This window comes from Streptomyces sp. NBC_01426, from assembly GCF_036231985.1.
GTDB lineage: Bacteria > Actinomycetota > Actinomycetes > Streptomycetales > Streptomycetaceae > Streptomyces.
On record NZ_CP109500.1, the window covers coordinates 2537138 to 2556627 of the forward strand.

Below are 19490 nucleotides of genomic sequence, written 5' to 3' on the forward strand. Positions count from 1 at the left end.
CTCCCGTCGCCTAGAGCGCGTCAGCGCCGCGCTCGCCGGTGCGGACCCGGATGATCGAGTCCACGGGGACGCTCCACACCTTGCCGTCACCGATCTTGCCGGTGTGGGCCGCGGTGACGAGCACATTCATCACGTCGTCGGCCGCGTCGTCCTCGACGACCACCTCGATGCGGATCTTCGGTACGAGGTCCACGGTGTACTCGGCGCCTCGGTAGACCTCCGTGTGGCCGCGCTGGCGGCCGTATCCGCTGGCCTCGGAGACCGTGAGTCCCTGCACCCCGAAGCGCTGGAGGGCTTCCTTGATCTCGTCGAGCCGGTGGGGCTTGACGATCGCGGTGATCAGCTTCATGCGTCAACCTTCTTGGTCGCGGCGGCAGCGGGGGTGGCGGTTCCGCGCGAGGCTCCGCCGCCGGCTCCGCTGAAGTCGTATGCGGTCTCGGCGTGCTCGACCTGGTCGATGCCGGAGACCTCGACGTCCTCGGTGACCCGCATTCCGATCGTCTTGTCGAGGAGGAAGGCGAGGATCGCGGACGCCACGAGAGAGTAGGCCAGGACGGAGAAGACTCCGATGGCCTGCTTGCCGAGTTGCTCCAGGCCGCCGCCGTAGAAGAGGCCGGCCACGTCGGACTGGACCCCGCCGGTCGCGAAGAACCCGACGAGCAGGGAGCCGACGATGCCGCCGACGAGGTGGACGCCGACCACGTCGAGGGAGTCGTCGTAGCCGAACTTGTACTTCAGGCCCACGGCCATGGCGCACAGCACGCCGGCGATGGCTCCGACGGCGATCGCGCCGAGCGGGGAGACCGCGCCGCCCGACGGGGTGATGGCGACGAGGCCCGCGACGGCGCCGGAGGCGGCGCCGAGGGTGGTGAAGGAGCCGTGGCGCAACTTCTCGTAGGCGAGCCAGGCGAGCATGGCGGCGGCGGTGGCGACCTGCGTGTTGACGAACATGACCGCGCCGACGCCGTCGTCGTTGCCGAGCCAGGAGCCCGCGTTGAAGCCGAACCAGCCGAACCACAGGAGGCCGGCGCCGAGCATCACGAGGGGGAGGCTGTGCGGGCGCATCGGGTCCTTCTTGAAGCCGACGCGCTTGCCGATGACCAGGATGACGCCGAGGGCCGCGGCGCCCGCGTTGATGTGGACGGCGGTGCCGCCGGCGAAGTCGATGACGCCGAGTTCGAAGAGCCAGCCGCCCGCGCCCCACACCCAGTGGGCGACGGGGAAGTAGACGACGGTGACCCACAGGGCGGTGAAGAGGGCCCAGGCGCTGAACTTGACGCGGTCGGCGAGGGCGCCGCTGATCAGGGCGGGGGTGATGACGGCGAACATCAGCTGGAAGACGGCGAAGACGTACACCGGGATGGTGTAGCCGTCCCACAGCTCGGTGATCCCGATGCCGCTGAGGCCGACGTAGTCGGAGGACCAGCCGATGAGCGAGCCGGCGTCGGTGCCGAAGGCGAGGCTGAATCCGTAGAGGACCCAGAGGATCGTGACGATCCCGAGGCTGATGAAGCTCATCATCAGCATGTTGAGACTGCTCTTGACGCGGACCATGCCTCCGTAGAAGAAGGCGAGTCCCGGGGTCATCAGCATGACCAGGGCGGAGCAGATGAGCATGAACCCGGTGTTCGCGGCAGACAGCGTCGGGGCGTCTGCCGCGAGGGTCGTGATGGCTGATGCCATCGGCGTCTCCTCGTCGTCGGTACGTTCGCGTGCGGGCGATCGTGAAAACCTGAGCGGCGTTAAGGGGCTGGCCGGTTATTGGCCCTGAGATTCGCGCAGGCCGGTTTCCGGCGGCGCCGCTGCGTGTTTCACGCCGATGACGAAGAGGTCGTGCGTGTTACGCCTCCATGAACGAGCGGAAGCGCGAAAGCCGGCCGCGGCGGTGACCCGGGAGACCTGGCTGGGGGAGCCTGATCGGGCTTCACGGGGTCCGCTGCCGCGGCCGGTGCCTGGGGGACGGCCGTCAGGGCCGTCAGACGGCCTCCGCGGCCTCGGGGAGCCGGGCGGCGAGGACGTCCGTCAACCGGACCACCTCGGCGACGTCGCCGTACTCACGCGCGGCCTGGTCGACGGTCTTGCGGAGTCGCGTGTTCACCCGTTCGGACCGCACTTTTCGCGCCACGTCCAGGGCCTGGTCGACGAGGACGGCCGCCTGCTCGGGCTCGCGCCGGAGCAGGTGGACGGTGGCCATCCCGACGAGGTTCAGGGCGTACGAGCGCTGGTGTTCGTCGTCCTTGGCGAACAGCTCCACGGCCCGCGCCATGACGGGTTCGGCGAGGGAGGCGTAGGTGGGGCTGCGGCCCGCGACGTAGGCCAGGTCCCGGTACGAGTGGGAGTTCTCGCCGTTCAGCTCGGCCTCGGAGAAGAAGCGGATCCAGTCGGGCTCGGGCTCGCCGTCGAAGGCGACGTCGGAGAAGGTGTCCTCGGCCATCCGCACGGCGCGCTTGCAGCGGCTGGGCTGGCCCATGTTGGCGTAGGCGCGGGCCTCCATCGCATACAGCATGGCCTGGGTCCGGGGTCCGGCGCAGTCGCGGCTGCCGTACTGCGCGAGGTGGATGAGTTCCAGGGCGTCCTCGGGGCGCCCGAGGTGGATCATCTGGCGGCTCATGCCGGAGAGGATGTACGAGCCGAGCGGCTTGTCCCCGCCCTCCTTGGCGGCGTGCAGGGCCAGGACGAAGTACTTCTGCGCGGTGGGGTGCAGGCCGATGTCGTAGCTCATCCAGCCGGCGAGCTCGGCGAGCTCGGCCGCGACCTTGAAGAGCCGCTTCATGATCGGGGCGGGGTGGTTCTCCTGGAGCAGGTCGGTGACCTCGTGCAGCTGGCCCACCACGGCCTTGCGGCGCAGCCCGCCACCGCACTGGGCGTCCCACTGGCGGAACATCACGGTGGTGGCTTCGAGCAGGTCGAGTTCCGGTTCGGACAGCCGGGGCGGCCGGTGGCCGCCCGTGGACCCGCCCTCGGTACGCGATCCGGGGTCGGCGGTCGGGGTGGGGACGAGCCAGCGCTGCATGGGTTCGATGAGCGCGGGGCCCGCGCTCAGGGCGAGCGAGGTCCCGAGGAAGCCCCGGCGCGCCAGCATCAGGTCACTGCGGGAGAACTCGCTGAGCAGCTCCACGGTCTGCGGGCCGGCCCAGGGCAGGTCCACACCGGACACGGAGGGGGTCTGGTGGGCGGTGCGCAGGCCGAGCTGCTCGATGGCGACGACGGAGCCGAAGCGCTCGGAGAACAGCTCCGAGAGGATCCGCGGAACGGGTTCGCGGGGTTGCTCGCCGTCGAGCCAGCGGCGGACCCGCGAGGTGTCGGTGCTGATGTGGTGGGCGCCCATCTGGCGGGCCCGGCGGTTGACCTGTCGGGCCAGCTCACCCTTGGACCAGCCACTGCGGACGAACCAGGAGGTCAGCTGCTCATTGCGATCGGCAGCCTCCGACGACTCGCTCGTTCCGCTTGCGCCGTTGCCGCTCACAGGAACGCCCCCATCCGTTCAGCATCCTCATCACGAAACCCTGGCTCGGAGCGCAGGCGCGACCGGGTGCCTTCACAGGTCCTTCACGCTTTGCCTCCGGCATACCCACGAACGGGTCTGCCCTCCGGGCTCGTGTACCGAAAGTAATCCTACGATCACCCCCACCGCGAGGTCGATTCCAGAAACGCCACCATTCGCCACCCCTTCGAATGAACTCGCCACCGGCCAGGCGCGATTCACTTGACAGGCAGGCGAAACGGAATGGTTGGACGGGAGTGCACTGGGGGCGCGCGCGGTGAGGAGTGCGCCGGGCGACCCCCTCCCGGAGTGGCTCCCGGGGCCGACCGACAGGAGGTCTCGCCGACGTCGTAACCACCGACGCGTTCGACCCGTTGGAGGGGGCATGGGCATGGGCTTCACGATCGGCGGCAGCCGCGGCACCAAGGAGTTCCGTTCCGGCGCTCGGCGCCGCGGCAGGACCTCGGAGTACACGACGGTGGCGGAGTACACCGGCCTGTGGGGCTGGGAGACGGTCCCCGGCGCCCGGGCGGCGGCACCCGCCGCCGGGTGTTCCTGCGGTCATACGAATTGCGGTGCGCCCGGGGCGCATCCGCTGGACTTCGCACCCACCGTGCCGGCGGGCGCCACCCTCGACGAGGTCACCGAGATCTGGGGCGAGTACCCCGGCGCCGCGATCATGCTCCCCGTCGGTCGGTCCTTCGACGTCATCGAGGTCTCCGCGGAGGCCGGGCGGCGCGCGCTGGTCCGACTGGAGCGGATGGGGCTCCCGCTGGGCCCGGTCACCGTGACCCCGGACGACCGGGCCCAGTTCTTCGTCGCCCCCGGGGCCGCGGCCGAGCTGCCGCAGTTGCTGTACCGGATGGGCTGGGACGACGCCGATCTCGACCTGCGGGCCCTGGGCCACGGCGCCTTCCTCACCGCCCCGCCCTCCGACCGCGCGGGGCTCGGCCCGGCCGGCTGGCTTCGGCCGCCCGCGCTCGACTGCGTGGGCGGGCCGCCGCAGGCCCGGCTGCTGCTGGGGACGCTCGCGTACATCTGCCACCGCCTGCGGCGCTGACGGCCGTACGCGTGCCAGTGCCCCCGCATCCGGTCGGATGCGGGGGCACTGGCACGCGTACGGCGGCGGGGTCGCGGAGCGAGTCGCTCAGTCGCCGATCAGGGCGTCCACGAACGCCTCCGGCTCGAAGGGGGCCAGGTCGTCCGGTCCCTCGCCGAGACCGATGAGCTTGACCGGGACGCCCAGCTCGCGCTGGACGGCGACGACGATGCCGCCCTTGGCGGTGCCGTCGAGCTTGGTCAGCACGATGCCGGTGATGTCCACCACCTCGGCGAAGACGCGCGCCTGGGTGAGGCCGTTCTGGCCGGTGGTGGCGTCCAGCACGAGCAGGACCTCGTCCAGCGGGCCGTGCTTCTCCACGACGCGCTTGACCTTGCCGAGCTCGTCCATGAGCCCGGTCTTGGTGTGCAGCCGGCCGGCGGTGTCGATCAGCACGACGTCCGCGCCCTCGGCGATGCCCTCCTTGACGGCGTCGTAGGCGATCGACGCCGGGTCGCCGCCTTCGGGGCCGCGCACGGTGCGGGCGCCGACCCGGTCCCCCCAGGTCTGGAGCTGGTCGGCGGCGGCGGCACGGAAGGTGTCCGCCGCGCCGAGCACGACGCTGCGGCCGTCGGCGACGAGGACGCGGGCCAGCTTGCCGGTGGTGGTGGTCTTGCCGGTGCCGTTGACGCCGACGACCATCACGACGGCCGGGGTGTCGACGCCGCTCTCGGTCTTGACGGCGCGGTCGGAGTCGGTGCCGACCAGGGTCAGCAGCTCCTCCTTCAGGAGGGTGCGCAGGTCGGCGGGGGTGCGGGTGCCGAGCACCTTGACCCGCTCGCGGAGCCGGTCCACCAGTTCCTGCGTCGGCACGACGCCGACGTCGGCGATCAGGAGGGTCTCTTCGATCTCCTCCCAGGTGTCCTCGTCGAGGTGCTCGCGGGAGAGCAGCGTGAGCAGCCCCTTGCCGAGCGAGTTCTGCGAACGGGAGAGCCGTGCGCGCAGCCGGACCAGGCGGCCGGCGGTGGGCTCGGGCACCTCGATCTCGGGTGCCGCGACCACGGGGTCCTCGACGGCGACCGGGGAATCGGTGGCCGCCTCCGCCTCGGGAAGGGTCACCTCCTCGATCGTGCGACGCGGCTCTTCCGCCGTGGGGGCGGCGTCCTCCCCCACCTGCGGTTCGGCGGGCGGGGCAGTGATGGTCGGCGGGCCGGGCGGTGCCGTGGGGGGCAGCTGCTTCTTCTTGCGGCTGCCGACCACGAGCCCGCCGACCAAGCCGACCGCGACCAGGGCGATGACTACAGCGAGAATGAGGATGTCCATAACCCCACCAGTATCGGCCACGGCGCGCGGCGCGGGCGGACCCGCGCGGGCGGCGCCGCGGAGCGTGGCCGGATGGGGTGCGGCCCTCGCCGGCGAGCCCTTCGGCGCTCCCCGCCGGGCATTACTCCTCTATTTGTGATTTTCGCGGCGAAACTACGATGATGTACCACTCCCCCCACATCCCCACGGAGTAGTGCATGCCTGCCAAGCCCACTGCCGGTGCGACGGAGACCGCCCAGGAGACGGCGGTCGAGACCCGCGGACTGGAACCCGTACCGGACCACGAGCGGGGCGGCCGGGTGCGCGAACTCGTCCCGACCTGGGTCGCCGCCAACATCAGCGTGCTGCTGTTGACCATGGGCGCGGGGCTCGTGATCTTCAACAAGCTCAACATCTGGCAGGTGCTCGTCGTCGCGATCGCCGCGCCCGTCCTCTCGTACGGGATCGTCGGCCTGATATCCATCGCCGGCAAGCGCGGCGGGGCGCCGGGCATGGCGCTGTCGCGGGCCGTCTTCGGGCAGCGCGGCAACCTCTTCCCCGGCGCGCTGATCTGGGTGGCCCGCTGGGGCTGGGAGACCATCAACGCGGTCAGCGGCGCCTACGCCGTGCTGACCGTCCTCGACCTGGTCTTCGGGATCAAGAGCAACACCGCGCTGATCGTCGTCACCCTGCTCTTCTTCGTGGGCTGCACCTTCGTGGTCTCCGGGCTCGGCATCAACGCGCTGCGCGTGTGCTCGAAGTGGTCGACGTACCTGTTCGGCGCGTTCAGCGTGCTCGTCCTCGGCTACCTGGTGTTCGACACCGACTGGGCGGCGGTCCTCGACAAGCCCGCCGGGTCCACCGCGATGATGATCGCGGGCATCGGCACCATCGCCGCCGGCGGCATCAGCTGGGTCCCGTCGGGCCCGGACTTCACGCGCTACCTGCCGCGGACCGCGTCCTCGAAGGCCATGGTCGGCGCGACGATCGGCGGCGCGGGGATCGTGGTCCTGCCCATGGTGCTGATGGGCGCGGTGATGGCCGTCGGCACCCCCGACCTGGCTTCCGCCCAGGACCCGGTCTCCTTCATCGGCGAGTTGCTGCCGACCTGGATCGCGGTCCCGTACCTGCTCATCGCGGTGGTCGGCATGCTGCTGATCAACTCGATGTCGATGTACTCGGCGGGCTTCACGGCGCAGACCCTCGGCATCAAGGTCCCGCGCGCCTGGGCCGTCAGCGTCAACGCGGTCATCAGCCTGGTCTTCGGGTTCCTGCTGATGGTCGTCGCGACCAGCTTCTTCGGCTCCTTCATCTCCTTCCTGACGCTGCTGGCCGTGGCCTTCTCCGCGTGGATCGGCGTCTTCGGCGTGGACATGCTGCGCCGCACGTCCTACGACGGGCGCGCGCTGCTGGACACCACGGCCGGCAGTGCCTACTGGTACAAGGGCGGTTACGCCTGGCAGGCGATGACGGCCTGGGGCGTGGCCCTGGTGGTGGGGCTGCTGTTCACCAAGGTGGACTGGTTCAGCGGCCCGCTCGCCTCGACCTGGATCGGGCAGAACGGCCTGGGCTGGGTGGCGGGCATCCTCACGTCGGGCGTGCTGTACGCCGTCCTGCCCCGTACCGCGGTCGTGGAGAGCGCCCCGGTCGAGAGCGGGGAGCCGGTGCCCGCCGGGACCCTGGGCAACTGACGCCACGTCAGCTAACGTCCCCCTTCGCCCGCCCACCACATCCGGCGAAGGGGGACTTCTCCATGCCCATCACCGTGGCCCGCTTCAACCTCGTCGACCCGAACGGCACCCCGGAAACCCTCTCCGCCCGGTACAAGGCCGCGCTGGAGATGGCGAAGTACGCGGACGACCGCGGGATCGACACCGTCCAGACCGAGGAGCACCACGGCACCGGGAACAACTGGATGCCCTCGCCCTTCCTCTTCGCGGGCGCGGTCTTCGGCGCCACCCGCCGCATCGCGGTCACCGTCTCCGCGATCATCGGCCCGCTCCACGACCCCTTGAAGGTGGCCGAGGACATCGCCGTGCTCGACCTGCTGAGCGGCGGCCGCCTCGTCACCGTCGCCGGCATCGGGTACCGGCCCGAGGAGTACGAGCAGCACGGCGTGGAGTGGGGCCGGCGCGGCAGGCTCCAGGACGAGCTTCTGGAGACCCTGTTGAAGGCGTGGACCGGCGAGCCGTTCCCCTTCCGCGGCCGGACCGTACGGGTCACCCCGCGACCGTTCACCCGGCCGCACCCGCTGCTGCTGGTCGGCGGCAGTTCACGGGCGGCGGCGCGGCGCGCGGCCCGGCTGGGACTGCCCTTCTTCCCGAGCGCCCACCTGCCGGAGTTGGAGGCGTACTACCGGGAGCAGCTCGCGGAGCACGGCACGGAGGGCTTCTGCATGATGCCCGCCGCGCAGACGCCGTTGCTGCACATCGCGGAGGACCCCGACCGGGCCTGGGCCGAGTACGGCGAGCACTTCCTGCACGAGGCCGGGATGTACGCGTCCTGGCAGTCCAAGGACATCGTCAGCGCCGTGCGGTCGGGCGCGCACTCGGTGTCCGAGCTGCGCGCGGAGGGCGTGTACCGGATCCTCACCCCGGACGAGGCGGTCGCCCACGCCCGCGCCGCCGGCGAGGCGGGCAACCTGGTGCTGCATCCGCTGTGCGGCGGGATGCCCGTCGACGAGGGGTGGCGCAGCCTGCAGTTGCTGTGCGAACAGGTACTGCCCCGGCTCAAGAGCTGAGCGGGGGCAGTACCTGTCGGAAGAGGAGAGGGGGTGTTGGCGGGGGTGGTTACCCCATCTCCTCCAACGCCTTGCCCTTGGTCTCCGGCACCCACTTGAGGATGAACGGGATCGAGAGCAGGGCGAAGCACGCGTAGATGACGTAGGCGCCGGACAGGTTCCAGTCCGACAGCGACGGGAACGAGACCGTGATGACCCAGTTGGCGATCCACTGGGCGGCGGCCGCCACACCGAGGGCGGCGGCGCGGATGCGGCCCGGGAACATCTCGCCGAGCAGCACCCAGACCACCACGCCCCAGGACAGGGCGAAGAAGAGCACGAAGAAGTTGGCGGCGAAGAGGGCCACCAAGCCCTGGGTGTGCGGCAGGGTGATGTCGTCCCCGCTGCCGGAGCGGAAGGAGAACGCCCAGGCGGCGAGCGAGAGGGAGAGCGTCATGCCCACGGAGCCGATGAGGGCGAGCGGCTTGCGGCCGATGCGGTCGACCAGCAGCATCGCGATCACCGTACCGATGATGTTCACGACGGACGTCTCGAAGGAGTAGAGGAACGAGGAGCTCGCGTCGATGCCGACCGACTGCCACAGCGAGGAGCTGTAGTAGAAGATCACGTTGATGCCGACGAGCTGCTGGAAGACGGAGAGGCCGATACCGATCCAGACGATCGGCAGGAAGCCGAAGCGGCCGCCGAGCAGGTCCTTGAAGGTCGACTTGTGCTCCGAGTGGATGGCGTTGTCGATCTCGCGGACGCGGGCGTCGGCGTCGATGCGGTCGCCCTCGACCTCGCGCAGGACGACCTTGGCCTTCTCCATGCGGCCGACCGAGACCAGGAAGCGCGGGGACTCGGGGATGACGAAGGACAGCAGGCCGTAGAGCACGGCCGGGATGACCATGACGCCCAGCATCCACTGCCAGGCTTCCAGGCCGCCGATCTCTCCGCGCTGGTCGCCGTCGGCGAGGTTGAGGATGCCCCAGTTGACCAGCTGTGAGACGGCGATGCCGATGACGATCGCGGCCTGCTGGAACGAGGCGAGCCGGCCGCGGTACGCGGGCGGGGAGACCTCGGCGATGTAGGCGGGGCCGATCACGGAGGCCATGCCGATGCCGAAGCCTCCGATGACGCGCCAGGTGGCGAGGTCCCAGAGGGCGAAGGGCAGGGCCGAACCGAGGGCGCTCGCGGTGAAGAGGACGGCCGCGATCTGCATGCAGCGGATGCGGCCGATCCGGTCGGCGATGCGGCCGGCGGTGGCGGCGCCGAAGGCGCAGCCGATCAGCGCGGCGGCGATCACCTGGGCAAGCGCCGCGGAGCCGACGTCGAAGCGGTCCCGAATGGCCTCGACGGCGCCGTTGATGACGGAACTGTCGTAGCCGAAGAGGAAGCCACCCATGGCGGCGGCCGCGGTGATGAAGATGACGTGCCCGAGGTGGTCGGGGTGGTCCGCGCTTCCCCCGCCTGCCGCGGGTGCGTTCGCTGTGCTGGTCAAGGTGCGCTCCTGGGCCCGGCGCCGACGGCGGGCAGCGTGGGGGGTGTTGGTACTCGTGTCGTCGCCTGATCGTGTTCCTCACAGTGGCGCACATCAAACAGTGCACCACCACCTGAACATCACGGCGACAGAGGAGAGCTTATGAGTTCACTTCCTGAAGTCAATAGAAGATGATGAACTCGTTTCTTGCCGGTGAATGCCGACGAACGAGTGAACCGGGAAGGCTTTGCGTTCATCTATTGAACGATGAAGGTCTCTAGCGGAGCTTCTGACTGATCACTTTGGACACTCCATCTCCCTGCATGGAGACGCCGTACAGGGCATCGGCGACCTCCATCGTGCGTTTCTGATGCGTGATCACGATCAGCTGCGAGCTCTCCTGGAGCTCCTCCATGATCCGGATCAGCCGCTGCAGGTTGGTGTCGTCCAGGGCCGCCTCGACCTCGTCCATGACGTAGAACGGGCTGGGTCGGGCCTTGAAGATGGACACCAGCAACGCGACCGCGGTCAGCGAACGCTCGCCGCCGGACAGCAGCGACAGCCGCTTGACCTTCTTGCCAGGGGGGCGCGCCTCGACGTCCACACCGGTGGTCAGCATGTTGTCGGGGTCCGTGAGGATCAACCGACCCTCGCCGCCGGGGAACAGCCGCGAGAACACCCCCTCGAACTGACGCGCCGTGTCCCGGTAGGCCTCGGTGAACACCTCCTCGACCCGCTGGTCGACCTCCTTCACGACCTGGAGCAGATCGGCCCTGGTCTTGCGCAGGTCCTCCAGTTGCTCGCTGAGGAACTTGTGCCGCTCCTCCAGCGCCGCGAACTCCTCCAACGCCAGCGGATTGACCTTCCCCAACTGCTGGTAGGCGCGTTCGGCCGCCTTGAGCCGCTTCTCCTGCTGCGCGCGGACGTACGGTCCCGGCCGGTTCCGCGGGTGCTCCGGGTCCTCCGGCAGCTCCTCGCCCTCGGCCGCCGGCGACGGCGGCACCGGCTGGTCGGGGCCGTACTCGGCCACCAGCCCGGCGGCCTCCACCCCGAACTCCTCCAGGGCGCGGCCCTCGACCTGCTCGATCCGCAACCGCTTCTCGGCTCCGAGGACCTCTCCCCGGTGCACGGAGTCGGTCAGCTTGTCCAGCTCCCCCTTGAGGTCGCGACCCCGGCCGCGGGCCTCGGCGAGCTCCCGTTCGCGCACCCCCTTGGCCTGCTCGGCGCCGGCGCGCTCCGCCTCGGCCCGACCGATCGACACCTCCAGATGGGCCAGGAGCTGTCGCGCTCCGTCGGCCACCGCCCGACCCACCTCGGCCTCGTGGGCCAGCCGCTGCCTGCGCCGTTCGGCACGGGTCCTGGCCTCGCGCTCGGCCCTGGCGCCGCGGTCGAGTCCGTCCGCGCGCCCGGCCAGCCCCTTGACCCGCTCCTCGTGGGTCCTGAGCTGGAGCCGCGCCTCCATCTCGGTCTGTCGCGCGTTGGCCCCGTCGGCGGCGAGCCGGTCCCTGGCCGAGGTGTCCGGTTCCTCGTCCACCGGCATCTCCTCGGCGACGGCGAGCCGTTCCGCGCACTCCTCCACCTCGCTGCGCGCCTGCTCCAGCGCGCCCTGCGCCGCGGTCGCGGCGGCGACGCCCCGTTCGGCCTCGCCCGCCGCGCCCTTCGCCTGCCCGGCGAGCCGGCCCAGCTGCTGCGCGACCCCGGCCCGGGCCCGCTCGCCTTCCCGGCGCCGCTCGGCCAGCTCCTCGACGAGCCGGGCCGCCTCCTGCCGGTCGCTGTGGGCGCCCTCCTTGGCGCCGGCCAGCTCGGCGCACTCCTCCTCCAGCCGTGCCAGCTCGGCCGCGGCCTCGTCCACGGCGGCCCGTACCTCGATGAGGCTCGGCGCCCCGGCGGAACCGCCGTGCGCGAGATGGGCCCCCAGGACGTCCCCGTCGGCGGTCACCGCCACCAGGTCGGCCCGCTCGGCCACCAGCGCCTCGGCCTCGTCCAGGTTCGCGACGACGACGTACTCCCGCAGGGCCCAGGCGACGGCCCGCACCACGCCCGGGTCCCCCGTCACCAGGCTCCCGGCGGGCACCCCGGGCGTGCGCGCCCCGACCGCGATCGGGGCCGGCGGGGCGGCCGGAGCGGGCACGTGGGCGGCGGCCGGGACCAGGCCATCCGACACCGGAGCCGATACCGGGGCCGGGGCCGGGGCGGAAGCGGGCGCCGACGCCTGGGCGGCGTGCGCATCCGGGCCGGCGCTCTGGCCCGGCAGGCTCCCCTCGCCCGCCGGCCGGCCTCCGGGATCCACGGCCTGACCGGGCACGACGGCCGCGGACTCCGGGGCGATCAGGAAGGTGACCCGCCCCGCGTCCGTGTCCCGCAGGTGCCGGATGGCCTCCGCCGCCGCCCCCGCCGAGGACACGGCGAGCGCGTCGGCGGCCGCTCCCAACGCCGCGGCGACCGCCACCTCGTGCCCCGGTGCCACCGTCACCCGTTCGGCCGCGGGGCCGAGCAGCCCGTCGAGCCGTTCGCGGGTCCCGAGCAGGGTTCCCGTGCCGTCCTTGCGCCGCAGCGCCGGCGCCAACGCGTCCCGTCGGGCCGCCACGGCCGCCCGGGAGCGCTCGGCCGAGGTCAGCGCCTCGCGGGCCGCCGACAGGGCCGCCTCGGATCGCGCCAGCCGGGCCCGCGCCGCCTCGTACTCCCCCTCGACCGCCGGGTCGTCAAGGGCCCCGACCTCCTCGGCCAACGCCTCGTACTCCGCCTGTGCCCGCGCCGCACGGGTTTCGGCGTCGTCGCGCGCCGCTTCCAGCCGTTCGATCTCCGCCTGCGCCGCGCCCGCCCTCGACCGGGCCGCGCCGAGCCGGCCGGTCAGTCGGGCCAGCCCCTCGCGCCGGTCGGCGATGGCCCGCGCCGCGTCCCGCAGCCGCCGTTCCTCGTCGGCCAGGGAACGCTCCAGCTCCGCCCGGTGCTCGACGGTGTCCTCCAGCGCCCGCGAGGCCGCCTCCAGAGCGGCCGTCAGCTCGGCCTCCTGCTCACGGATCCGCGCCGCCTCGCGCTCCATCTCCTCGGGATCGCGGCCGCGCCGCTCGTCCTCCGGCGGCGCCGACGCGCTCTTGACCCGCGCCTGCGCCAGGGAAACGGTTCCGCGCACCCGTTCGGCCGACTGGGCGAGTTCGTGCCAGGTCTGCCCCGCCCGTTGCAGCCGGGGGGCGAGTTCCCGTACCGCTTCCTCCAGTTCGGCCTCGCGTCGCAGCGCGCCCGCCAGCTCCCGCTCGGCCGCCTCCTTGCGTTCCTTCAGCGCCGCCTCGTCCGCGATCTCCGCGTCCAGCGCACCCGTCAGGGTGACCAGGTCGTCGGCGAGCAGCCGCAGTCGCGCGTCCCGCAGATCCGCCTGGATCACGGCGGCCCGCCGGGCCACAGCCGCCTGGCGCCCGAGCGGCTTGAGCTGTCGCCGCAGTTCGTCGTTGAGGTCCTGTACGCGCGCGAGGTTGGCCCGCATCGCGTCGAGCTTCCGCAGCGCCTTCTCCTTGCGCTTGCGGTGCTTCAGTACGCCGGCCGCCTCCTCGATGAAGGCGCGGCGGCCCATCGGATCGGCGTGCAGTACGGAGTCCAGTTGACCCTGTCCGACGATGACGTGCATCTCGCGGCCGATGCCGGAGTCGGAGAGCAGCTCCTGGATGTCGAGCAACCGGCAGGTGTCGCCGTTGATCTGGTACTCGCTGCTCCCGCCGCGGAACATGATCCGCGTGATCGTGACCTCGGCGTACTCGATCGGCAGCGCGCCGTCGGAGTTGTCGATGGTCAGCGAGACCTCGGCGCGCCCCAGCGGCGGGCGGCCCGTGGTGCCGGCGAAGATGACGTCTTCCATCTTGCCGCCGCGCAGGGACTTGGCCCCTTGTTCGCCCATGACCCAGGACAGCGCGTCCACCACGTTGGACTTGCCCGATCCGTTCGGGCCGACGACACAGGTGATCCCCGGCTCGAAGCGCAAGGTGGTCGCGGAAGCAAATGACTTGAAGCCGCGCAGGGTCAGGGACTTGAGGTGCACGCCGCCGGACTCTACCTTTCACGTTCGGTTTCACCCATGAAGGTGCAGGGCAGATCAGACGGCAACGGAATCAACCCCCCACCTGGCCCAATGGTGCGGCCCGGGCGGGGACGGCCGGCAGGGACGGGCCGGCGGTGCGAAGAGGGGCCGGCCGTGCAAGAAAGAAGGGACGCCGGAGCGTCCCTTGCAGATCAAACGGTGCTGGAATCGAGCGACGAGTGAAGCGCGGATCAGGTGAGCGCAGGCTCCGCCTGGGGTACGTCGAGGTCGATGCTGTCGAGCAGCGAGTCTCCGTGCTGAGCGGCGGCCGCGTTCAGTGCGTCGTTCTCGGACTGGATTCGTCCGAGCTCGGACTCGAGGTCCTGGACGCGCTGCTGAAGCCGTCGCATCTCGGCGAGGAGTCGCGGGTCGGAACCGCCGACGTAACCGAGAAGCGCCTTTGCCATGATGGATGGTCCTCCACACTGAGTGACCGACCGAGAGCGGTGTGGGTCGTGAGGGAATCGCACCCGCGGATGTCCGGCAGCAACTGACAGTCACTGCGCTTACTACTGCCAACACTGCCAAACAGCTCAGGTGCGCGGGGCTTCCAGCGTCTCACCAAAAAGTTTGACGGTCAACACGATCACGCCCCGTATCGGCGGGCGGCCCGGCGCTCGCCTGCGGCGCGGAGATCATCCTCATCTCCGAGCCTTCCACGGATCCCGACCGACGGCAACGGCTCCGCGACGAATGCGCAGTTCCGACCGTGTGTCGACCATCCAGAGATCTGATCAGTGCATGATCAGTCGATCCGTCATCGGATCGCGAATCCCTCGTAGCCACCGCGCGGTGTGCCCCAGATCTCTGTCACCCCGTCCACCCGGCCGGGCGTGTCGGCCGAGCGCAGCCAGTCCAGCAGCCGGTGGCAATTCTCACGTTGACCTTCGGCCACCACCTGTACTCGACCGTCGTCCAGGTTGAGCGCGAAGCCGACCACCTCGCCGATCTCCAGAGCATTGGCCCTGGTGAACCAGCGGAAGCCCACTCCCTGTACACGGCCGCGCACCCATGCGGTCAGCCGGACTTCTTCATCCATGCCCGAACGCTAACCGGGGCGTCCGATTCGCGGCACATCGCCCCCCGGGTCCCATGGCGTACAGTCCCGCTCCAATGAGCTCATCCGTTTGGGCGAGCAAAGATTGATCGTTGAAGGATCGCTGAAGGAAGGCACGACGCCGATGGGACGCCACAAACTCCCCGCTCCGCCGCGCCGCGGCGGCGGCAAGCGCGGCACCGCCGTCCGCATCGGCCTCGTGGGTGTCCCGGTGGCCCTGGTCCTCGGCACGACGGCGGTCGTGACGACCGGCATCGTCCCGGTCGGCGGCTCCTTCCCGTACGTCGGGACGGACACCGGCGCGAAGACGGAGGCCAAGGCCTCGCCGTCCGCCCGTGACGAGAACGCGGTACAGGGGCAGGGCGGCCTGGCCGGTCTGCGGGGCCGCGCCTCCACGCCCTCCGCCCCGGGCAGCGCCACGCCGACCCGGCCGTCGTCGCCGTCCCCCTCGGCCTCGACCTCTCCCACGCCGACGCCGACGACGCAGTCCCCGAAGCCGCAGTCCCCGACGCCGAAGCCGTCCGCCTCGACGAAGGCGCCGGAACCGAAACCGGTCAAGCCCGAACCGGTGAAGCCCCAGCCCGTGAAGCCCGAACCGGTGAAGCCCCAGCCCGTGAAGCCGGAGCCTGTGAAGCCGGAGCCGGAGAAGCCCACCGCTCCCGCCCCGAAGCCGGACCCCGAGCCGAAGCCGGACCCCGAGCCGGAGCCGACCAGGACGCCTTCGACCCCCGCGCCGAAGCCCACGGCGCCCGCACCCTCCGGTGGACACTCCGCCGAGGAGGCGGCCGTCCTGACCCTGGTGAACCAGGCGCGCGCCCAGGCGGGCTGCGGCCCGGTCCGGGCGAACCCGCCGCTCGCGGCGCTGGCGGGCGCCTTCAGCAAGGACATGGCGATACGGGGCTTCTTCGACCACACCGACCCGGACGGGAACACCCCGTGGAAGCGGGCCGACAACGCGGGCATATCCGGCCTCGGCGGCGAGAACATAGCCCGCGGCCAGGGTGACGCCGACGCGGTGATGAAGGCCTGGATGAACAGCCCGGGCCACAAGGCGAACATCCTCAACTGCGAGTTCCGCACCCTGGGCGTCGGCGCCTACTTCGCAGCCGGCGGCCCGTGGTGGACCCAGGACTTCGGCTTCTAGAGGCCCCGCTCCCGGAGGACCGTCACCCCGGCGACCACCGGACGGCGGCTACCGCGCGACGGCGAGGGCCGCGCGACCCGCCAGGACCACGCGGGTGTGCTCGGCGACGCGCCGGCCGAGGTGCTCGGCGGTGGCGATGTCCGCCTTGTGGACCGCCTCGGGGCCCTGGTCAGAGTTGGTCTGGGCGGCCGCGCCGGAGAAGAAGCCGAGGCGGTTCAGGTCGTACTCGGAGCCGGTGGTGGAGTTCCAGCCCGGCTTCAGGCCCAGGTTCACCCAGCTCATCGCGTGCTGCGCGGCCAGCGTCTGGAAGAACTGCAGCGTGTGCATCTTGTCGCCGCTCTTCGAGCCGGAGTTGGTGAAGCCCGCGGCGATCTTGTCCTGCCAGACGTCCCCGAACCAGCGCTTCGAGGTGGCCTCGGCGAAGACGTGGAAGGCGCCCGAGGCGGTGCCCATGTACGTCGGGGAGCCGAAGATGATCGCGTCCGACGCGTCCAGCAGCGCCCACTGCGCGTCGTCGATCTCGTCGACCTTGACGAGGTGGACGGTCGCGCCGGCGTCGGCGGCTCCCGCCCGGACGGCCTCGGCGACGACCGCGGTGTGGCCGTATCCCGAGTGGTAGGCGACCGAGACGACGGGGGCGGGCGTGATGTCGGACATGGTGGTTCTCCCTCAAGGATGTGCTCGATGCGTCGCGTCGTGGCACGACGGCGACAAGAGAAAGAGAATCACTAACTTTTCGAAAGCGCAAGCAGACAGTTAGCGCTACCCGAGGGTACGCTTGCGCTATGGAGACCCCTGTTCGCACGGACGCGCCCGCATCGGAACTGCCTTTCGATGTCTTCGCCCGCACCTGCCCTTCCCGGGAAACCCTGGAGCACGTCACCGGACGCTGGGGCAGTCTGACCGTGGGCGCCCTGCGCGACGGCGCCTGTCGCTTCAACGAACTGCGTCGCCGCGTGGACGGCGTCAGCGAGAAGATGCTCTCCCAGACCCTGCACGCGCTGGAGCGCGACGGCATAGTCCACCGCGAGGCGCAGCCCACGAACCCGCCCCGCGTCGACTACGAACTCACTCCCCTGGGCCACGAGGTCGCCGACCGGCTGCTCGCCCTGATCCACTCCGTGGAGGACAACATGCGGCAGGTGCTCGCCGCCCGGGCGTCCTACGACGAGGCGCGCGGCGGCCGCTGACAGCGCGGGCAGAAGTAGCTCGACCGGTTCATCCACGGCCGGCGGCGCATCGGGGTCCCGCAGCGCCGGCAGGGCTCGTCCTCCCGGCCGTACGCGTCGAGCGAGCGGTCGAAGTATCCGGACTCGCCGTTCACGTTCACGTACAGGCTGTCGAAGCTGGTCCCGCCGACGGCGAGCGCGGCGTTCATGACGTCACGGACGTGGGAGAGGAGTTCCGCGCTCCGGGGGCGCGTGAGCGTGGCCGTCGGGCGCTCGTAGTGCAGGCGGGCGCGCCACAGGGCCTCGTCGGCATAGATGTTGCCGACCCCGCTGATGAGCGACTGGTCCAGCAGGGCCCGCTTGACGGTGGTCCGCTTGGCGCGCAGCGCGAGGTGGTAGGCGGCTTCGGGGAAGAGCGGGTCCAGCGGGTCACGGGCGATGTGCGCGATGACGTCGGGGAGCCCGTCGGGGGTGTTCTCGTGCAGGGACAGCCCGCCGAAGGTGCGCTGGTCCACGAAGCGCAGCTCGGTGCCGGTCGCGTCGTCGAAGCGCACGCGGATCCGCAGGTGCTTCTCGTCGGGGGCCCCGACCGGCTGCACCAGCAGTTGTCCGCTCATGCCGAGGTGGCCCAGCACCGACAGGTCGCGTTCCACGAGCGGCAGCCACAGGTACTTCCCGCGCCGCTGCGGCACCCCGACGGTCTCCCCGGTGAGTCGGGCCGCGAAATCGGCGCCGCCGCCCGGGTGCCGCCGCACGGCACGGGGGTGCAGGACCTCGACGGACTCGATGGTCCGCCCGGCCACCCAACGCTCCAAACCGCGCCGCACCACTTCGACTTCGGGCAGCTCGGGCACGGTGTTCCTCCGGGAGGGCGACGGGTCTGGACGCTTCGCCGAGCCTACCGGCCGCCCTCGGGGTGCCCGGGAACGGGACCGCCCCCGCCCCTCCGGAGAGGGGCGGGGGCGGGGAACATCCCGAAGGAAGGGTCAGGCGCCCGGCGACGGTTCGACGGGCGTCGGCGCCCCGCCGTCCTCGGCCGCGGCCGGAGCCGCGACCTCTGCCGGAGCGGCTGCGGCAGCGGCTGCCGCCGCGATCCGCTCGTCCGCCGCGGCGCGGATCCCGCGCCACGCGGACTCGGCCGCCTGCTGTTCCGCTTCCTTCTTGCTGCGGCCGGTGCCGGTGCCGTACGAGACACCACCGACGCGAGCGGCAGCTGTGAAGGTCTTCTCGTGGTCCGGACCGGTCTCGGTGACCAGGTATTCCGGTACACCAAGGCCTTCGGCCGCCGTGAGCTCCTGGAGACTGGTCTTCCAGTCCAGGCCGGCCCCGAGGTTGGAGGACTTCTCGATGAGCGGGTCGAAGAGCCGGTGGACCAGCTCCGAGGCCGCGTCGAGGCCCTGATCGAGGTAGACCGCGCCGATCACCGCTTCAAGCGTGTCGGCGAGGATGGAGGCCTTGTCCCGGCCACCCGTGCCCTCTTCGCCCCGGCCGAGCCGGATGAAGGAGCCGAGTTCGAGGCCACGCCCGACCTCCGCAAGTGCGCGCGAGTTGACCACAGCGGCCCGCAGTTTGGCCAGTTGGCCTTCCGGCAGGTCGGGGTGGGTCGTGTACAGCGTGTCCGTGACCACCAGGCCGAGCACGGAGTCCCCGAGGAACTCCAGGCGCTCGTTGGTGGGCAGACCGCCGTTCTCGTACGCGTACGAGCGGTGGGTCAGTGCACGCACCAGAAGGGCGGTCTCGAGTTGGTACCCGAGCCGCCCTTCCAGAAGCACGTGGGACGAGGCCGCGTTGTTACTGTCTGCCTGCTTCTCAGCGTTGGACAGCTCAGACATTGCGCCTCTCACCAGCCGCTCAGACCTCGAGAACCTGGCGCTTGTTGTAGGTGCCGCAGCTCGGGCACGCAATGTGCTGGAGCTTCGGCTCCTGGCAGCGCTCGCACGAAACCAGGTTGGGGACCGCAGCCTTCCACTGCGACCGGCGGTGGCGCGTGTTGCTGCGCGACATCTTCCGCTTCGGAACAGCCACGG

17 protein-coding genes are annotated in these 19490 nt (G+C 71.1%); 5 read left to right on the forward strand and 12 right to left on the reverse strand.

All coding sequences use genetic code 11. From position 1 onward, the window contains the following. Window positions 1-10: 10 nt before the first annotated feature. The 3 genes from OG906_RS10895 to nsdA form a co-directional block, all read right to left on the reverse strand. Complete coding sequence (locus OG906_RS10895) at window positions 11-349, reverse strand: P-II family nitrogen regulator (protein WP_053675124.1); 339 nt, start codon at window positions 347-349, stop codon at window positions 11-13. Next, on the reverse strand, window positions 346-1683 hold the full coding sequence (locus OG906_RS10900) for an ammonium transporter (RefSeq protein ID WP_267827233.1): 1338 nt from the start codon (window positions 1681-1683) through the stop codon (window positions 346-348). The genes OG906_RS10895 and OG906_RS10900 overlap by 4 nt, the downstream gene beginning before the upstream one ends. Before the next feature lie 292 nt (window positions 1684-1975). Further along, window positions 1976-3466, reverse strand: coding sequence for a transcriptional repressor NsdA (gene nsdA / locus OG906_RS10905; RefSeq protein ID WP_329442124.1), 1491 nt, complete (start codon window positions 3464-3466; stop codon window positions 1976-1978). Between the two features lie 409 nt (window positions 3467-3875). Between nsdA and OG906_RS10910 the strand changes: the two genes are divergently transcribed. Next, on the forward strand, window positions 3876-4544 hold the full coding sequence (locus OG906_RS10910) for a bifunctional DNA primase/polymerase (RefSeq protein WP_329442126.1): 669 nt from the start codon (window positions 3876-3878) through the stop codon (window positions 4542-4544). An 87-nt stretch (window positions 4545-4631) separates the two neighbouring features. Here the strand turns inward: OG906_RS10910 and ftsY are convergent, their stop codons facing one another. Further along, window positions 4632-5846, reverse strand: coding sequence for a signal recognition particle-docking protein FtsY (gene ftsY, locus OG906_RS10915; RefSeq protein ID WP_329442128.1), 1215 nt, complete (start codon window positions 5844-5846; stop codon window positions 4632-4634). 197 nt (window positions 5847-6043) lie between these two features. Between ftsY and OG906_RS10920 the strand changes: the two genes are divergently transcribed. Then, complete coding sequence (locus OG906_RS10920; protein WP_329442130.1) at window positions 6044-7516, forward strand: cytosine permease; 1473 nt, start codon at window positions 6044-6046, stop codon at window positions 7514-7516. 62 nt (window positions 7517-7578) lie between these two features. Further along, window positions 7579-8565: an LLM class flavin-dependent oxidoreductase gene (locus OG906_RS10925; protein WP_329442132.1), complete on the forward strand. Its 987-nt coding sequence runs from the start codon at window positions 7579-7581 to the stop codon at window positions 8563-8565. Window positions 8566-8614: 49 nt separating this feature from the next. Here OG906_RS10925 and OG906_RS10930 read toward each other — a convergent pair whose 3' ends face one another. The 4 genes from OG906_RS10930 to OG906_RS10945 all read right to left on the reverse strand — a co-directional run bounded on the left by OG906_RS10930 (window position 8615) and on the right by OG906_RS10945 (window position 15132). Continuing rightward, window positions 8615-10045: a sugar porter family MFS transporter gene (locus OG906_RS10930; RefSeq protein WP_329442134.1), complete on the reverse strand. Its 1431-nt coding sequence runs from the start codon at window positions 10043-10045 to the stop codon at window positions 8615-8617. A gap of 256 nt (window positions 10046-10301) precedes the next feature. Next, window positions 10302-14054, reverse strand: coding sequence for an AAA family ATPase (locus OG906_RS10935; RefSeq protein ID WP_329442136.1), 3753 nt, complete (start codon window positions 14052-14054; stop codon window positions 10302-10304). A 230-nt stretch (window positions 14055-14284) separates the two neighbouring features. After that, complete coding sequence (locus tag OG906_RS10940) at window positions 14285-14500, reverse strand: hypothetical protein (RefSeq protein ID WP_030227372.1); 216 nt, start codon at window positions 14498-14500, stop codon at window positions 14285-14287. A 350-nt stretch (window positions 14501-14850) separates the two neighbouring features. Continuing rightward, a complete protein-coding gene (locus OG906_RS10945; RefSeq protein ID WP_267800176.1) occupies window positions 14851-15132 on the reverse strand; it encodes an acylphosphatase in 282 nt (93 codons plus the stop codon). A 142-nt stretch (window positions 15133-15274) separates the two neighbouring features. Here OG906_RS10945 and OG906_RS10950 point away from each other — a divergent pair, with 142 nt between their 5' ends. Continuing rightward, window positions 15275-16294: a CAP domain-containing protein gene (locus OG906_RS10950; RefSeq protein ID WP_329442139.1), complete on the forward strand. Its 1020-nt coding sequence runs from the start codon at window positions 15275-15277 to the stop codon at window positions 16292-16294. Window positions 16295-16342: 48 nt separating this feature from the next. Here the strand turns inward: OG906_RS10950 and OG906_RS10955 are convergent, their stop codons facing one another. Beyond that, on the reverse strand, window positions 16343-16951 hold the full coding sequence (locus OG906_RS10955) for a flavodoxin family protein (protein WP_267827225.1): 609 nt from the start codon (window positions 16949-16951) through the stop codon (window positions 16343-16345). A gap of 128 nt (window positions 16952-17079) precedes the next feature. Here OG906_RS10955 and OG906_RS10960 point away from each other — a divergent pair, with 128 nt between their 5' ends. After that, window positions 17080-17484: a winged helix-turn-helix transcriptional regulator gene (locus tag OG906_RS10960; RefSeq protein ID WP_329442141.1), complete on the forward strand. Its 405-nt coding sequence runs from the start codon at window positions 17080-17082 to the stop codon at window positions 17482-17484. Here OG906_RS10960 and mutM read toward each other — a convergent pair. The 3 genes from mutM to rpmF form a co-directional block, all read right to left on the reverse strand. Continuing rightward, the gene (gene mutM, locus OG906_RS10965) at window positions 17457-18317 is read right to left on the reverse strand and encodes a bifunctional DNA-formamidopyrimidine glycosylase/DNA-(apurinic or apyrimidinic site) lyase (RefSeq protein WP_329442143.1); all 861 of its coding nucleotides are present in this window, start codon (window positions 18315-18317) and stop codon (window positions 17457-17459) included. The two genes, OG906_RS10960 and mutM, sit on opposite strands and share 28 nt — an antisense overlap. A gap of 132 nt (window positions 18318-18449) precedes the next feature. After that, window positions 18450-19295 carry a ribonuclease III gene (rnc, locus tag OG906_RS10970; RefSeq protein ID WP_267800180.1) on the reverse strand — a complete coding sequence of 282 codons (846 nt, stop codon included), beginning with the start codon at window positions 19293-19295 and terminating at the stop codon, window positions 18450-18452. 19 nt (window positions 19296-19314) lie between these two features. Further along, window positions 19315-19488 (reverse strand): 50S ribosomal protein L32, encoded by a 174-nt coding sequence (rpmF, locus tag OG906_RS10975; protein WP_053675094.1) that lies wholly within the window; start codon window positions 19486-19488, stop codon window positions 19315-19317. Window positions 19489-19490 lie beyond the last annotated feature (2 nt).

Coding starts and splice junctions, on each gene's coding strand:
- OG906_RS10895 (WP_053675124.1), bottom strand. CDS start 349: ATGAAGCTGATCACCGCGATCGTCAAGCCCCACCGGCTCGACGAGATC.
- OG906_RS10900 (WP_267827233.1), bottom strand. CDS start 1,683: ATGGCATCAGCCATCACGACCCTCGCGGCAGACGCCCCGACGCTGTCT.
- OG906_RS10910 (WP_329442126.1), top strand. CDS start 3,876: ATGGGCTTCACGATCGGCGGCAGCCGCGGCACCAAGGAGTTCCGTTCC.
- ftsY (WP_329442128.1), bottom strand. CDS start 5,846: ATGGACATCCTCATTCTCGCTGTAGTCATCGCCCTGGTCGCGGTCGGC.
- OG906_RS10920 (WP_329442130.1), top strand. CDS start 6,044: ATGCCTGCCAAGCCCACTGCCGGTGCGACGGAGACCGCCCAGGAGACG.
- OG906_RS10925 (WP_329442132.1), top strand. CDS start 7,579: ATGCCCATCACCGTGGCCCGCTTCAACCTCGTCGACCCGAACGGCACC.
- OG906_RS10940 (WP_030227372.1), bottom strand. CDS start 14,500: ATGGCAAAGGCGCTTCTCGGTTACGTCGGCGGTTCCGACCCGCGACTC.
- OG906_RS10945 (WP_267800176.1), bottom strand. CDS start 15,132: ATGGATGAAGAAGTCCGGCTGACCGCATGGGTGCGCGGCCGTGTACAG.
- OG906_RS10950 (WP_329442139.1), top strand. CDS start 15,275: ATGGGACGCCACAAACTCCCCGCTCCGCCGCGCCGCGGCGGCGGCAAG.
- OG906_RS10955 (WP_267827225.1), bottom strand. CDS start 16,951: ATGTCCGACATCACGCCCGCCCCCGTCGTCTCGGTCGCCTACCACTCG.
- OG906_RS10960 (WP_329442141.1), top strand. CDS start 17,080: ATGGAGACCCCTGTTCGCACGGACGCGCCCGCATCGGAACTGCCTTTC.
- rnc (WP_267800180.1), bottom strand. CDS start 19,295: ATGTCTGAGCTGTCCAACGCTGAGAAGCAGGCAGACAGTAACAACGCG.